This window comes from Roseovarius sp. THAF9 (genome assembly GCF_009363715.1).
GTDB lineage: Bacteria > Pseudomonadota > Alphaproteobacteria > Rhodobacterales > Rhodobacteraceae > Roseovarius.
Window position 1 is genome coordinate 265,450 of the sequence record NZ_CP045404.1, and the last position, 15,042, is coordinate 280,491.

Genomic DNA, 15,042 nt, shown 5'->3' on the forward strand with positions numbered 1-15,042 from the left:
TCCGGCAAGAAAAAGCCGGGGCCGATCTTTGGTTATTCCAGCGTGGCGATGATGGCGCGCAGGGTGGCGATGCCGTCGCCCTTTTCCGAAGAGGTCAGGACGATCTCGGGGAAGGCGGCGGCATGGGTCGCAAGGCGGGTGCGGACCTGCGCCAGCATCTTGTCGCGCTCGGCGACCTTGACCTTGTCGGCCTTGGTCAGCACGCATTGGAAGGTCACGGCGGAGCTGTCGAGCAGGGCCATGATCTCTTCGTCCACGGGTTTGATGCCGTGGCGGGCGTCGATCAGCACGAAGGCGCGGCGCAAGGTGACGCGACCCGAGAGGTACTGTTTCAGCAGGGCCTGCCATTTCTCGACCTTCGGGAGAGGTGCGTTGGCGTAGCCGTAGCCGGGCAGATCCACGAGGAAAGTCCGGCCGCCGAGGTCGAAATAGTTGATTTCCTGCGTGCGGCCCGGGGTGTTGGAGGCGCGGGCCAGCGCCTTGCGGCCCGTCAGCGCATTGATAAGGCTTGATTTTCCGACATTGGAGCGCCCGGCGAAGCAGACCTCGGGACGGTCGGCGTCGGGCAGGCCGGACATGGCGACCACGCCCTTGACGAAGGTGACCTCGCCGGCGAAGAGCTTTCGGCCGGATTCCGTAGCGGCCGCGCTGGGCGCCTCAGCCAGGGGGAAGGGGAGCGCCATCAGATCGGTTCCACGGTGTCGCCGACGCGGATCGTGCCTGAGCGTGTGACAGTGGCGTAGATGCCGAAATCCTGATGGCCGAAGCGGGTGTTCAGCGTGCCGAGCGTGTCGGCGTCGCGCTCGCCGGTCCGCGGATTTGCGGTGGTAGCCAAGCAGCGCTGGATCGGTTCCTGCACGCTCAGTTCAGCCTCGCCTATGCGCAGGGTGTGGCCGACCCAGTCGAACTCGGCCCATGGCTCGAGGCCTGTAAGGTGAATGTTGCCGCGCCAACGCAGGGGCGAGATGTCTTGGCTCATCGCGTCGGTCATGGCATCGTTGGAGGCAAGGTTGATCAGGCTGATCGACGCATAATCGGTGTCGGTCATGCCGCGCCCGGGCACATGTACGAGCCGGGCCGATTGCGCGCGGTCGGCGGGCATGAGCGGGCGAACCCAGTCGAGGAAAGTGTCCTGCTCCCGCTCGGGATCGAATGTCAGATCAGGCCGGCCGGGATGGGAGAGCGTGACGCTGCCATCAGCCTCGTCTACCTTGGCCGAGATGGCCATGAGCGTGCCGGTCTTTGCCCCGCGCGAGAAATTGGCGCAGGGCACCCACTCGGTCCCGTCGGCCTTGGACATCTCGTGCGCGACGGCCCAACGGCGATCCCACGGAATGGTCTGGCCCTCGGTCAGGGTGACCGTGTCCAGCGCTTCGCGGCCGTGCCCCTTGATCGGGTGACGCCAGAGCGCGGCCACGGTTGCCATCACTTGTCCTCCGGCGGCGGGGTCTTGGCCTTCTTCTTGAAGCTGGACTTGATGTTGCCGAACACGTCCGGCTTGTAGCCCTGGCTGCGCATGATCAGGTATTGCTGGCTGAAGGTGATCACGTTGTTGGCGATCCAGTAGACCACGAGGCCCGACGCGAAGCTGCCCAGCATGAACATGAAGACCCAGGGCATCCACGCGAAGATCATCTGCTGCGTGGGGTCGGTGGGCGCCGGGTTCAGTTTCTGTTGCAGCCACATGGATACGCCAAGGCAGAGAGGGAGGATGCCGATGAAGATCAGCGCCAGGATCGAGCCGGGTTCGGGCGCGGCCCAGGGCAGCAGGCCGTAGAGGTTATAGAGCGACGACGGGTCGGGTGCCGAGAGGTCGTCGATCCAGCCGATCCAGGGGGCATGGCGCAACTCCAGCGTGACGAAGATCACCTTGTAGAGCGAGAAGAAGATCGGAATCTGCATCAGGATGGGCAGGCAGCCCGAGGCCGGGTTGACCTTTTCCTTCTTGTAGAGCTCCATCATCTCTTTCTGGAGCTTCTGGCGGTCGTCGCCTGCGTTTTCCTTGATCTTCTCCATCTGCGGCTGAAGTTCCTTCATCTTGGCCATGGAGACGTAGGACTTGTAGGCCAGAGGCAGCAGGACCGCCTTGATGATGAGGGTCAGCGCGATGATCGCCCAGCCCATGTTGCCGATGAGTTCGTTGAGGTTGTGCAGCAGCCAGAAGATCGGCTTGGTCAGGAAGAAGAACCAGCCCCAGTCGATCGAGTCGATGAACTTGGTCACGCCTTCGTCGTTCTGGTAATGCCGGATGGTCTCCCATTCCTTGGCGCCGGCGAAGAGGCGGGTCTGGATGGTCACTTCCTGCCCGGGCGCGACGGTTTCAGTGCGCTGCTTGATGTTGGTCTGGAAGATGTTGCGGTTGGTATCCTGGAAGGTCGAGAAAGTCGAACCTTCGGCCTGGCCGGGGATCAGCGCGGTCATCCAGTAGTGATCGGTGAAGCCGGACCAGCCGGCCTCTTGCAGCGCGATATTCTCATGCGCGCCGGCGGGTTCGAAATCGTCATAGTCGATCTCACGCAGCTCGCCGTCGGTCAGGCTGATGCCGCCTTCGTGCAGGATGAAGAAGTTCTTGAGGTCCGGCGGCAGACCGTGGCGGGCGAGGATGCCGTAAGGCGCGACGGAGGCGGCGTTGTCGCCGGTATTCTGCACCGACTGGGTGACGTTGAACATCGAGCGGTCATCGACAGACATTTCCCGGCGGAAGGTCAGGCCGGCGCCGTTGTCCCAGGTCAGGACCAGCGGGTTTTCGGGGGTCAGCGGACCATCGGATTCGACGTCCCAGACGGTGTTCGCGCCGGGAACCTGGTCGGGCGTCAGACCGCTGCCCGGTGCCCAGCCGAAGAGCGCATAATAGGCGCGGTCGGTGCCGACGGGCGACAGGAGCGTGACGATCGGTGCGTCCGGTTCGAGCGTTTCGCGGTAGTTCTTGAGCTGCAGATCGTCGATCCGCCCCCCGCGCAGCGAGATAGTGCCTTGCAGGGTGGGCGTGTCGATCTCGATGCGCGGCGTGTCGTCGGCCTCGGCTTCGGCCTGTTGCGCCTCGGGTGTCGTGGCGGTGTCGTCGGCCGTACTTGGCACAATGGCCGTGTCGCCCGCAGGCTCGGACGGGGTGGTGTCGGTTTCCGTCGTGGACGTGCTGGTGGCGGTCGTCTCCGGCGTCTCTTCCGGCTCGGGCGGCGGGAAAAGCAGGAACCAGATAAGGATCACCAACAGGCTGAGGCCCGTTGCCAGCAGGAGATTGCGGTTCTGTTCGTCCATCTTGGATGGCCACCCGTGCAAGTTTCAATCGCTTGGGGCGTTCAACAGAGTGCAGCAGCAAAGGTCAAGGGGTCAGAGCAGATTCGTGGCGATGTGAAAACTGTGTCGCAGCTTGCGGCGAAGCGATCGACAGGTACGCAGCGAACCTGGGCGTGGCGGTGCAATTGCGCCCCGGAAGTGCGATTGCTACCGCAGGGTGACCTAGCCGGCGCTATTGCCGATGCGTGGCGGCGTCTGAACCCTGGCAATGTGATCGCTGATCCACTGGATCGTTCTGGACGCTGGCATCGGGCGGGCGATGCCGAAACCCTGAACGTGGCCGACCCCAAGCTGGGCGAGCATCGCGTGTTCGCCTGCGGTTTCCACGCCTTCAGCAATGGTATCGAGGTCGAGCTGTTCGGCCATGAGCTGGATTGCGTTGACCATGCGCTGCTGTTCTATGTCGCGGTCGAGTTTCTTGACGAATGAGCGGTCGATTTTCAACCGATGCACGGCGAACCGACGGATCGACGAGATCGAGGCGTGCCCGGTGCCGAAATCGTCCAGGTCAATCTGACAGCCCATCTCGGCCAAGCGCCTGATATTGCGCACGATCGTATCCTCGGGGGAATAGGCGACAACGGTTTCGAGAATCTCGACCGTCAGTCGCGTCGGCGTGATATCGTAGCGGTCAAGCTCCCACGTGAGGCGGTCGACCAGCTTTGGGTCGCGCAGTTCGTCGGCAGAGAAATTCACACCGACCTGAGGTATATCGAACCCCGCCGCGTCCCAGGATTTGAGTGTGGAAAGCGCGTCCCGCAGGATCTTCATCCCAAGAATGTCTGTCTTGCCAAGATTTTGCAGCAGTGGAAGAAACTCTGCGGGCGGGATCAGGCCGCGCACCGGATGTTCCCACCGCGCCAGCGCCTCGAACCCGGAGATACCGCCGGTATCGGTAGAAATCTGCGGTTGGAACCAAGCCTGTATCTGCCCATCTGTCAGTGCGGTCAAAACCTCTGTCGCGGTGCCCTCGGGTAGGGGCGAGACCCGGCGCAACTCGGGGCTGTAGGCGCGAATGGCCGACGGGCCGTGACGGCGGGCCTCGACCAGCGCGATACCGGCAGCATCGGACAGGTCGCGCCCGGTGGCGCCGCGAATGAAGCTGTCAAGGCAGAAGCCCACCGAGGCGGAGACGTAGATCGTGGCGGCATCAAGTGAAATCGGCTCCTCTACAGCGGCTTGCAGGCGGGTGGCTAGCTTGAGCCCTGCTTCGGAATCGAGCCGGCGAACGGGGGCAAAAATGATGCCGAACTGCCCATTAGTAAGCGGAAGCAGGACGTCACGTTCGCGCAATACGGTCTTGAGCCGGTCGGTCACGCAGATGCTGACCCGTTCCGCCGCGGCGGTCCCATGCCGGTCGAGCAGGGTGTCGTAATCGTCGATCTCGACGATGGCACAGCCCGTGCGGCGCAGGCAATTGCGGGCAAGATCAAGCGTTTCCTGCAACTGTCGTTCGAAGTCATCCTCGCGCTCCCGGCGGATGGGCGGCGGCGCGGAATGGCGCACCCATGCAAGCCCGAGCGGCACGGCCAAGGCAATCGCTAGCAAGGTTGGCTCGCCGCCGAGCCAGAAGCCGCCCAGCACCAGCGCAGGAAGGAATGCCAGCGCCTGCGGGCCCGTCAGCACGGTCGCGAGGGCGAAACGGAAGGAAGACAAGTAGTGGCGCAAGAGCATGGTCCGGGATCCGAAGCGGTCTTGGTCACGCTATCCCGAGTTGTTCAATAGCCCCTTAACGCAACTTCGGCAGCGCGTCGTCATTTCCTTCGAATTTTAGAGAGTCCCGGCTCAACCCCTCGAAATCGAAGAGTTTAGGATCGAGCAGGTGCGAGGGGCGGGCGTTCATCAGGGCGCGGAACATGACCTGACGGCGGCCCGGGCTGTTGGCTTCCCAGCCGTCGAGGATTTGCTTGACCTGCTGGCGTTGCAGCCCGTCCTGGGAGCCGCAGAGATCGCAGGGAATGATGGGGTAATTCATCGCGCAGGCGAACCGCTCGCAATCGGCCTCGGCCACATGGGCCAGCGGGCGGTAGACGAAAAGGTCGCCTTCCTCATTCACCAGCTTGGGCGGCATGGTGGCCAGCCGCCCGCCGTGAAAGAGGTTCATGAAAAACGTCTCTAAAATGTCGTCGCGATGATGGCCCAGCACCACGGCGGAACAGCCTTCCTCGCGGGCGATGCGGTAAAGGTGGCCGCGGCGCAGCCGCGAACAGAGCGCGCAATAGGTTCGGCCTTGTGGCACCTTGTCGACGACGACGGAATAGGTGTCTTGGTACTCGATCCGGTGGAGCACGCCCATGTCTTCGAGAAACTTTGGCAGGACCGTCGCCGGGAAGCCGGGTTGGCCCTGGTCGAGGTTGCAGGCGAGGATGTCGACGGGCAGAAGGCCGCGCCATTTCAGCTCGTGCAAAACGGCCAGAAGCGTGTAGCTGTCCTTGCCGCCCGAAAGGCAGACCAGCCAGCGAGCATTTTTCTCAATCATGCCATATTGCTCAATCGCCTCACGGGCCTGGCGAACGACACGTTTGCGCAGCTTGCGAAACTCCGTGGTCTTCGGAGCGCCGGCAAAGAGCGGATGGATATCGTCGGCATCATCGAGCATGGGCGGGGATGTACCCGGAACAGTCCGCAGCGGCAAGCGGAGTTGCGCGATTGGAAGCTGGTCGATTCCTGCAAAAACGGGCGATTTTTCGGAATCGAGCAGCCGGTTACGCGGCAGATGGTGTAGACTGCGCACAGATCATGGAGGTGGCATATGCTGGCGGAGACCGACCTGATGATACGCGGCGCCCTGATCGGCGTCTGCTTTTTGTGCTTCATCTTGCTGTGGTCGAGCGGCAGGACACGGTCGAAATCCTATTCCCTCGGCGCCATTGCCCTGTGCCTGACCGCCAGCATGGCGGTCGAACAGGGCATGGGCACGGTGTGGTCCGCAGACGCCAGGGCCGTAGCCTTTGTGCTGGGGCATTTCATGCCGTTGGCGCTGACGTGGTTCGTGCTGGACGTTTTCATGGAGGATGCGGAGCGTAAGCGCTCGGGTGTTCCGCTTTTATGCCTTGCGGCGATCGTGACCGGGCTCTGTTTTGCGCCGTCGCAGCTGGGCAGTGTGCAGGTGGCGCTGAACCTGCTGCTCTATGCCGGACTGTTGTGGGTGGTGGTCACCACGGCGAAGGGCGACCTTGTGGAGCACCGCAGGTCTTTCCGCGTCGTTTTCGTGAGTGCCATCGTGGTGTTCGGTGTGTCGAAAACGCTGCTGGATGTCTCCTTGCCCGACGCGATGCGGCCAGCGTGGTATGGCACGGCGCATGCGGTTGCATTGTTGGCGTTCGCGATTGTGTTTGCGCATTGGGCGTTGCGGCCGGGCAGTGACATATGGACCGAGGAGAAGCCGCGCCCGAAGCCGCAGACGGGAGACCTACGGCTGGTGGACAAGCCTGCGCTGGACAGGATCGAGACCGCGATGCGCAACGAGATCTGGCGGCGTGAGGGGCTGACCATCGGGGCCATGGCCGAGGCGGTGGGCCTGCCGGAGCACCGGCTGCGCAAGGCGATCAACCGGGACCTGGGGTTTCGCAATTTCGCCAGCTTTGTGAATGGCTACCGCATAGATGCCGCGAAGGCGGCGCTGGCCGCGCCGGAACGATCGGGTCAGACGGTTTTGGAAATCGCCTATGACTGCGGGTTTGCTTCGCTTGCGCCTTTCAATAAGGCCTTTCGGATGGTGACGGGGCAGACGCCCACCGATTACCGGCGGACCTGCCTGAAGGATTACGCCTCGATTTCCGCGTAAGACGTATCGATTCCGGAAAATCCATCGCGATTTCGAAACGAGGAAGAGCGCCGCCGGCTTTGGGCGCACCTTGCGGGCAGTCACACCAGCAAGGAGACACGTGATGTTCAAAACGACCCTGACTGCCTTGGCTATTCTGGCCGGGCTGGCCTGCGACCCCGTTCATGCGACCGGGTTCGGCAATCCCGCCAACGTGCCGAGCCAATGGCCAGAGAAAGGCGCGTTCACATGTTTAGCGCGCGACACGAAAGCAATCACCGCGACTCGCGATGCGCAGAACTTGGAAGTGCCGACCGTGGTCGATGACGGCGTGCGCGGGCGCTAGGCGCCCGCGTCGATCAGGGCTTGCAGAATGGTCTTGGCGCTGTCCGAGCTCCAGTCGGCATCGCCCTGAAGGCGGGCGATCTCGCGGCCCTCGCGGTCAAGGATGACGGTGACGGGCAGGCCGAGCACGCCCATCTGGCGCGACAGGCCCATTTTGGGGTCGGCGTGAAGCGGCAGGTTGTCGACACCGATCTCGTCAAAGAACTTTTTCATCGCCGCGGGCGCGTTGCGGCCTGAGGCGATGGTGACGACCTCGAAATCGTCGCCTCCAAGCTGGTCTTGCAGGTCCGACAGCATCGGCATCTCGTGGCGGCAAGGCGCGCACCATGTGGCCCAGAAATTGACCAAGGTGATCTTGCCCTCGTAGTCCGACAGGGTCATGTCGCCGCCATCCTCGGATTTGAAGGCCTCGGCAGGCACCGCCTTGGCCTCGGAATGCACCACCAGCTTTTTCATGTCACCGTCGCGCAGGTCGGCAATATCCGCGGGCTGGGCTGCTGCGCCGTTTGCACCGACTGCGAGGGCCATATAAAGGACGATGGACTTCAGCGAATTCATAGCGCCTCCGAAGAGTTGGGACATGACAGACAAGACCTCTAACAAGATGTGGGGCGGCCGGTTCGCCGCCGGGCCCGATGCGATCATGGAGGCAATTAATGCCTCGATAGATTTCGACAAGCGCCTTGCGGCGCAGGATATCGCCGGGTCGCGCGCCCATGCGGCCATGTTGGCCGCGACGGGTATCGTCAGTGATAGCGCTGCCGAGGCGATGCGGGAAGGCCTGCTCACGGTGTTGTCAGAGATCGAAAGCGGGGATTTCCCGTTCTCGAAGGCGCTGGAAGACATTCACATGAATGTCGAGGCGCGTCTAAAAGAGGTGATCGGCGAGCCGGCGGGGCGGCTGCACACCGGGCGCAGCCGGAATGACCAGGTGGCAACGGACTTCAAGCTGTGGGTCCGCGATCAGCTGGATGCCTGCGATGCGGCGTTGGCGGCACTGATGAAAGCGTGCCTTGCGCAGGCCGAAGCCGGGGCGGATTGGGTGATGCCGGGGTTCACGCATCTGCAGGTGGCGCAGCCGGTGACGTGGGGGCATCACATGATGGCCTATGTCGAGATGTTCGGACGCGATCTGTCCCGCGTCCGCGACGCGCGCGTGCGGATGAACGAATGCCCGCTGGGCGCCGCTGCGCTGGCCGGGACATCCTTTCCCATCGACCGGGACATGACGGCTAAGGAGCTTGGGTTCGATCGACCGGCGTCCAACAGTCTGGATGCGGTCAGCGACCGGGATTTCGCGCTGGAGTTCCTGTCTGTCGCCAGCATTTGCGCCATGCACCTCAGCCGAATGGCCGAGGAACTGGTGATCTGGTCCTCGGCGCAGTTCCGGTTCGTGACGCTGAGCGACCGGTTCTCGACCGGGTCGAGCATCATGCCGCAGAAGAAGAACCCAGATGCCGCCGAGCTGATCCGCGCCAAGATTGGGCGCATTTTCGGGGCGAACGTGGCGCTGACGTTGGTGATGAAGGGCCTGCCGCTGGCCTATTCCAAGGACATGCAGGAGGACAAGGAGCAGGTCTTTGACGCCGCGGACAACCTAATGCTGGCACTGGCGGCGATGGAGGGGATGGTCCGCGACATGTCCGCCAACCAGGGCGCGCTGGAGGCGGCGGCGGGGGCTGGGTTTTCGACCGCGACGGACCTGGCCGACTGGCTGGTGCGGGTGCTGGGCCTGCCGTTCCGCGATGCGCATCACGTGACCGGGGCTTTGGTGGCCAAGGCCGAGGCCAAGGGATGCGACCTGCCGGAGCTGAGCCTGGAGGAGATGCAATCGGTGCATGGCGATATCGACAAAACGGTCTATGATGTCCTTGGTGTGCACAATTCTGTCGCCTCGCGGATGAGCTATGGCGGGACCGCGCCGGAACAGGTGCGCATGCAGGTTGATCGCTGGAAGGAGATCCTGGGATGAAACGCGTGATCGCATGTCTGGGCCTTGTGGTGCTTGCCGGCTGTGGCGTCGATGGCGAGCCGATACCGCCGGGCAGCGAAGCCGACGATACCGTGGTGCGGAATGATCCCACACCGGTGCGGCCGAATCTGAACGGATCGCTGACCGTCGGCACCAACGGATCGCGGGCCAGTGTTGGCACGTCAGTCGTCAGCGGTAACGTGTCGGTCCACGTGGGCACGGTCTTTTGAGGTACGTGTTCCTTGCCCTGGCCGTCTGGGGGGCAATCCATCCGATGGCGTGGTTCGTCGCGTGGTTCAACGCGAACGGATACAGCCTGATGGGCATGGTGGAGGCATGGCACGCCAATGCCGCGACCAGCGGGCTGGTCTGGGACCTGACGATTGCCGCGGTTGCGCTGACCCTCTGGGTGATCTGGGAGACGGTAAAGGTGCGCGACTGGCTGCGCCTGATCGCGATACCGGCAACGTTCTGCATCGGTGTCAGTTGCGGTTTGCCGCTTTATCTGTTTCTGAGGATGCGGCGCGGGTGATACCTGCGGGAATCTGAGTATTTTCAGCAAGAAAAAGCGCGAATGGACCATTTTCTTTACCGAGACGGCGAGCTTCATGCCGAGGACGTGCCGGTGGCCGAGATTGCGGCGCAGGTGGGCACGCCGTTCTATTGTTATTCGACCGCGACCCTGACGCGGCATTTCCGGCTGTTCGACGAGGCGCTGGAGGGGATGCCGCACCTTGTGTGCTACGCCATGAAGGCGGCCAGCAACCAGTCGATCCTGAAGACGCTGGCGGGGCTTGGCGCGGGGATGGACGTGGTCTCGGGCGGCGAATATCTGCGTGCCAAGGCGGCGGGTGTGCCGGGCGAGAAGATCGTGTTTTCCGGCGTTGGCAAGACCCGCGAGGAAATGCGCATCGCGCTGGAAGGCGGCGTGCGGCAGTTCAACGTCGAGAGCGAGCCGGAGATGGCCGCGCTGTCGGACGTGGCGATGTCGCTGGGTGTGGAGGTGCCGATCACGGTGCGGGTGAACCCGGATGTGGACGCGAAAACCCACGCCAAGATCGCGACCGGCAAAAGCGAGAACAAGTTCGGCATCCCGATCGCCCGCGCGCGGGAAGTCTATGCCGAGGCCGCGCGGTTGCCGGGCCTCAAGGTGATCGGGATCGACGTTCATATCGGCAGCCAGCTGACCGATCTGGAGCCGTTCCGGCTGGCCTATCAGAAGGTGGCCGAGCTGACCGAAGTGTTGCGGGCGGATGGTCACGAGATATCCCGCCTTGATATGGGCGGCGGGCTTGGCATCCCTTATGAACGGTCGAACGCGGCGCCGCCGCTGCCCACCGATTACGGGGCACTGATCCGCGAAACGGTCGGGCACCTTGGCTGCGAGATCGAGATCGAGCCGGGGCGGCTGGTGGCGGGCAATGCCGGTATCCTTGTCAGCAAGGTGATCTACGTGAAATCGGGCGAAGGGCGTGATTTCCTGATCCTCGATGGCGCGATGAACGACCTGATCCGACCCGCGATGTATGATGCCTATCACGATATCGTCCCGGTGAGAGAGCCAGCGCCGGGCGCGGAGCCGGCCAAGTACGATATCGTCGGCCCGGTCTGCGAATCGGGCGATACCTTCGCAAAGGAGCGGGTCATGCCGCATGTGGGCGAAGGCGACCTTGTGGCGTTCCGCAGCGCGGGTGCGTACGGCGCGGTCATGAGCAGCGAGTACAATACAAGGCCGCTGGTTCCAGAAGTTTTGGTGCATGAGCATCAATTTGCCGTCATCAGGCCCCGGCCGACCTTTGACGAGATGATAAATCGCGATACCATCCCCGCATGGTTGTGACGCGACGGGCGCGCTCGCAATCCAACCGCAGGGATGCATGGCACAATCTGACAACACCACGTTCAACAAGGTCATCAGGCGGCTGAAGCGGCCCTTGATGCTGACCTGGGCCGGGCTGATAGCCGAGCGTCTGGTGCGGGCCTTCTGGCCGCTCTGGAGCGTGGTTATCGCGGTGTGCGCGGCCCTGATGCTTGGTCTGCACGACCTTGCGCCGGTGGAAATCGTCTGGACGCTGGCCATCGTTTCGGGGCTGGCCGCGCTGGGCTTTGCGGTACACGGGGCGCGCCGGTTCGCCTGGCCGTCGCGCGACGAGGCGATTCGACGGATGGATGGCGTGTTGCCGGGGCATCCGCTGGCGACAATTGCCGACAGGCAGGCCATCGGAGGCGGCGACACGGGGTCGCAGGCCCTGTGGCGGGCGCATATCGCGCGGATGGAAGCTCGCGCGGCCGGGGCCAAGGCGGTCGATCCGGACCTGCGGCTGTCGCGCCGGGATCCGTTCGGGCTGCGCTATGTCGCTTTGCTGGCGCTGGTCGTGGCGGTCTTGTTCGGGTCCGCCTGGCGGGCCGGCACGGTGTCGCAGATGGCCCCCGGCAGCGGTGCGGCGCTGGCCAGTGGACCGACATGGGAGGGCTGGATCGAACCGCCCGCCTATACCGATTTGCCGAGCCTGTACCTGAACGATCAGGACGGGGCGTTCAGCGCGCCCGAAGGCAGCTTGGTCACGCTGCGCTTTTACGGCGAGGTGGGCGCGCTGAGCATGACCGAAACGGTCTCGGGCAGGACCGAGGACATTCCGCCGGCCACGGATATCGAGCAAAGCTTCGAGATCGCACAGGACGGGACATTGCGGATTGATGGGCCCGGCGGTGAGGAATGGACGATCACGGCCCTGCCCGACGCGCCGCCCGAGGCGTCGATCTCGGAAGGGCTGGAGGTCACGTTCGACGGGCAGATGAGCCAGCCTTTCGCGGCCAGTGACGATCATGGCGTGGCCGGCGGCACCGCGACGTTCGAACTGGCGCTGGACGAGGTCGACCGGCGCCATGGCCTGACGGCGGAACCCGATGCGCGCGAGCCGATTGTGCTGGACCTGCCGCTGCCGATCACCGGGGACCGCGCGGATTTTACCGAGACCTTGATAGAGAACCTGTCCGAGCATCCGTGGGCGCATCTGCCGGTGCGCCTGACGCTGAACGTTCGGGACGAGCGCGACCAGGCGGGGCAGAGTGAGCCAATGGTGATGGATCTGCCCGCGCGGCGGTTTTTCGATCCGATGGCCGCGTCGGTGATCGAACAGCGGCGCGACTTGCTTTGGGCGAAATCCAATGCGCGCCGGGTGAGCCAGATGCTACGCGCGGTGTCGCACAACCCCGAGGATGGGCTTTTCAAGTCCGAGACGGCTTATCTGAAGCTGCGGGTGATCCTGCGGCGGCTGGAGACGTTCATCGACCATGACAGCCTGACCGACGAGACGCAGGACGAACTGGCGCAGGCACTGTGGGATCTGGCCGTGCTGCTGGAGGATGGCGATATCGGCGACGCGCTGGAGCGGATGCGGGCCGCGCAGGAACGGCTGAGCGAGGCCATGCGCAACGGCGCCAGCGAGGAAGAGATCGCGCGGCTGATGCAGGAATTGCGCGACGCGACTCAGGACTACCTGCGGCAGAAATCGCAGATGGCGCAGCGCGAGGGCGACCAGACCGATGAGCCCGACTGGGGCCAATCCGAGAACATGCAGACCCTGACCGACCAAGATCTGCAGGACATGATGGACCGTATTCAGGAGCTGATGGAGCAGGGCCGGTTTGCCGAGGCGCAGCAGGCGCTGGAAGAGTTCCAGCAGATGATGGAGAACCTGCGCGTGACCGAAGGTCAGCAGGGGCAGGGCGGCGACAATCCGGGCCAGCAGGCGATGGAAGGTCTGGCCGAAACGCTGCGTGACCAGCAGGGCCTGTCGGACGAGGCGTTCCGGGACTTGCAGGAACAGTTCAATCCCGGCGCGCAGGCCGGGGAGTCGCAGGGCAACGAGGGCCGTAGCGGCGGCCAAGGCCAGGGCCAGCAGCATTCGCAACAAGGCCAGGGCCAACAGCAGGGTCAGGGACAGCAGCAAGGGCAAGGCCAGCAACAGGGTCAGCAACCCGGTCAGGGCCAAGGCAACCAGTCCGCAGAAGGGCAGCAAGGCAACGGCGCTGGCGCCCTGTCCGAGCGGCAGGAAGCGCTGCGGCGCGAGTTGGAACGCCAGCGGCAGGGTCTGCCCAATGTCGGCGGCGAAGCCGGGGAAGATGCCCGCGAGGCGCTGGACCGGGCCGGACGCGCCATGGAGGGTGCAGAGGAAGCGCTGCGGGGCGACGACCTGCCCGAGGCGATCGACCGACAGGCCGAGGCGATGGACGCCCTGCGCGACGGGATGCGCAGCCTCGGCGAGGCGCTGGCCGAGAACAGCCAGTCCCAGCCAGGCCAAGGCCTGGCGCAAAGCCAGACACCGGGGCAGTTTGGCGAGCAGGATCCGCTTGGCCGGTCACAGCGCGGGCTGGCCGGGGACCAGGGTGAGTTCACCGCACGGGAAGACGTGTATCGCCGCGCCGGAGAGTTGCTGGACGAGATCCGCCGCCGGTCGGGCGATACGGCGCGCCCCGAGGTCGAGCTTGATTACCTGCGGCGGCTTCTGGACCGATTCTGACGTGAGACGAAGTTCCGGCGCGCGCGGCACAGCGTCAGCCGCATTTGATCAGCCGTCGGCGACGCCGTCTTCGGACAATGAGGCGGCCACGCCCTGAATAAAGTCGTTGAGACCGGCTCGCCAGGCATTCACCATCTCGACATAACCCGTCAGCGGATCGGCCAGTTGCGGGACCGCCCCGGACAATTGCGGCGCGAACACGTAAAGCAGCAAGCCCAGAACCGCGAGGATGACCGCCAGCCGGAACCCTGAGCGGAAGCCGCTCTTGCGGGTGGCAACCGTGGTATCGCCGGCCGCTGACACGGATCTTGGCTGTTCCTTATTGCCGTCGGAATCGAGCGACGAGTTGATCTCGTCGATATCGGGCAGCAGGTTGCTGCGCGACGAGGGGTCGATCTCGTCCATCTCGGCATCGGTTTTTTGCGCTTCCGGTTCGCCGCGCAGGCGGGCCATACGGGCGCGGGCCTCTTCCGAGCGGCGCTGTGCGTCGTTGTCGGTGTCCTGAAGCCCAAGCTCCTGCTGGGTCTCGACGGTACCGCGGTTGTCTTGTTCGCGCGCGCGGGATTCACGCTCGGCCTCTTCGCGAAGAACGTCGGCCACGGCGGGGTCGATCTCGCGTCGCTTGTGTTCGGATGCGGGTGCGGTGTGGTCTTCCGGAGTATCCTCGTCCTCTTCTTCGTACGTGTCGTCGTCCGCCGACGGGTGCGGGTCAGCTCTGACCTCGGCGTTGGCAGAGGAGGTGTCGTCCTCCTCCTCGTCTGCGCCATAGTCCGCGTCCGATCCAAGCCCGGAGGACGTGTCTTCGGGCTCGTACTGCTCCTGATTGGCAAGATCATCTTCCGCTGCCTGAGGCTCTTCGGGGGGATGGTCGGGATGGTGCTGGAACCAGGTGCTCCCGCAATCGGAACATTGCACGTCGCGCCCGCTTGCGGGAATGACTTCTGTAGGGACTTCGTATTGCGCCCCGCAATTCGGGCATATCAACCGCATCTTGCCACCCGCTGCCTTCCGCCTGACCGGGATACCCCAGCCTATTGTTTGGCATACCTTACGCACAAATAACGGACCGGGAAAGGGGGCAATCACCGAAGTGCCGTAGTCGTTGCACATGTGTGTCCCGTGGGGCATGAAGGGCAAAA

14 protein-coding genes are annotated in these 15,042 nt (G+C 64.0%); 7 read left to right on the forward strand and 7 right to left on the reverse strand.

Features of this window, described 5'->3' with window-relative positions:
- Window positions 1–32: 32 nt before the first annotated feature.
- From yihA to ttcA, 5 genes are all read right to left on the reverse strand, one after another.
- A complete protein-coding gene (yihA, locus tag FIU86_RS01320) occupies window positions 33–683 on the reverse strand; it encodes a ribosome biogenesis GTP-binding protein YihA/YsxC (RefSeq protein WP_152473432.1) in 651 nt (216 codons plus the stop codon).
- Complete coding sequence (locus FIU86_RS01325; RefSeq protein ID WP_152473433.1) at window positions 683–1,426, reverse strand: MOSC domain-containing protein; 744 nt, start codon at window positions 1,424–1,426, stop codon at window positions 683–685. The genes yihA and FIU86_RS01325 overlap by 1 nt, the downstream gene beginning before the upstream one ends.
- Entirely contained in the window at window positions 1,426–3,258 is a 1,833-nt protein-coding gene (gene yidC / locus FIU86_RS01330) for a membrane protein insertase YidC (RefSeq protein ID WP_152473434.1), read from the reverse strand. Before yidC ends, FIU86_RS01325 begins: the two co-directional genes overlap by 1 nt.
- Before the next feature lie 201 nt (window positions 3,259–3,459).
- Entirely contained in the window at window positions 3,460–4,971 is a 1,512-nt protein-coding gene (locus tag FIU86_RS01335) for a bifunctional diguanylate cyclase/phosphodiesterase (protein WP_152473435.1), read from the reverse strand.
- Between the two features lie 55 nt (window positions 4,972–5,026).
- A complete protein-coding gene (gene ttcA / locus FIU86_RS01340; protein WP_152473436.1) occupies window positions 5,027–5,896 on the reverse strand; it encodes a tRNA 2-thiocytidine(32) synthetase TtcA in 870 nt (289 codons plus the stop codon).
- 153 nt (window positions 5,897–6,049) lie between these two features.
- On the opposite strand from ttcA, the gene FIU86_RS01345 reads away from it, so the two are divergent.
- Window positions 6,050–7,084: an AraC family transcriptional regulator gene (locus FIU86_RS01345; RefSeq protein ID WP_152473437.1), complete on the forward strand. Its 1,035-nt coding sequence runs from the start codon at window positions 6,050–6,052 to the stop codon at window positions 7,082–7,084.
- A gap of 103 nt (window positions 7,085–7,187) precedes the next feature.
- The gene (locus FIU86_RS01350; RefSeq protein ID WP_152473438.1) at window positions 7,188–7,409 is read left to right on the forward strand and encodes a hypothetical protein; all 222 of its coding nucleotides are present in this window, start codon (window positions 7,188–7,190) and stop codon (window positions 7,407–7,409) included.
- Here the strand turns inward: FIU86_RS01350 and FIU86_RS01355 are convergent.
- Window positions 7,406–7,966 carry a TlpA disulfide reductase family protein gene (locus FIU86_RS01355; RefSeq protein ID WP_152473439.1) on the reverse strand — a complete coding sequence of 187 codons (561 nt, stop codon included), beginning with the start codon at window positions 7,964–7,966 and terminating at the stop codon, window positions 7,406–7,408. The genes FIU86_RS01350 and FIU86_RS01355 overlap by 4 nt on opposite strands.
- 22 nt (window positions 7,967–7,988) lie before the next feature.
- Here FIU86_RS01355 and argH point away from each other — a divergent pair, with 22 nt between their 5' ends.
- From argH to FIU86_RS01380, 5 genes are read left to right on the forward strand one after another with little or no spacing between them, the layout of a single operon-like run.
- Window positions 7,989–9,380, forward strand: coding sequence for an argininosuccinate lyase (argH, locus tag FIU86_RS01360; protein WP_152473440.1), 1,392 nt, complete (start codon window positions 7,989–7,991; stop codon window positions 9,378–9,380).
- Window positions 9,377–9,610 (forward strand): hypothetical protein, encoded by a 234-nt coding sequence (locus FIU86_RS01365; RefSeq protein ID WP_152473441.1) that lies wholly within the window; start codon window positions 9,377–9,379, stop codon window positions 9,608–9,610. Before argH ends, FIU86_RS01365 begins: the two co-directional genes overlap by 4 nt.
- On the forward strand, window positions 9,607–9,912 hold the full coding sequence (locus FIU86_RS01370; protein ID WP_152473442.1) for a DUF2834 domain-containing protein: 306 nt from the start codon (window positions 9,607–9,609) through the stop codon (window positions 9,910–9,912). Before FIU86_RS01365 ends, FIU86_RS01370 begins: the two co-directional genes overlap by 4 nt.
- A gap of 42 nt (window positions 9,913–9,954) precedes the next feature.
- Window positions 9,955–11,220 carry a diaminopimelate decarboxylase gene (gene lysA, locus FIU86_RS01375; protein ID WP_152473443.1) on the forward strand — a complete coding sequence of 422 codons (1,266 nt, stop codon included), beginning with the start codon at window positions 9,955–9,957 and terminating at the stop codon, window positions 11,218–11,220.
- Window positions 11,221–11,257: 37 nt separating this feature from the next.
- Window positions 11,258–13,903, forward strand: a complete 2,646-nt coding sequence (locus FIU86_RS01380) for a TIGR02302 family protein (protein WP_152473444.1) — start codon at window positions 11,258–11,260, stop codon at window positions 13,901–13,903.
- Between the two features lie 48 nt (window positions 13,904–13,951).
- On the opposite strand, the gene FIU86_RS01385 is transcribed toward FIU86_RS01380, so the two are convergent.
- On the reverse strand, window positions 13,952–15,031 hold the full coding sequence (locus FIU86_RS01385; protein ID WP_152473445.1) for a zinc-ribbon domain-containing protein: 1,080 nt from the start codon (window positions 15,029–15,031) through the stop codon (window positions 13,952–13,954).
- Window positions 15,032–15,042: the final 11 nt, after the last annotated feature.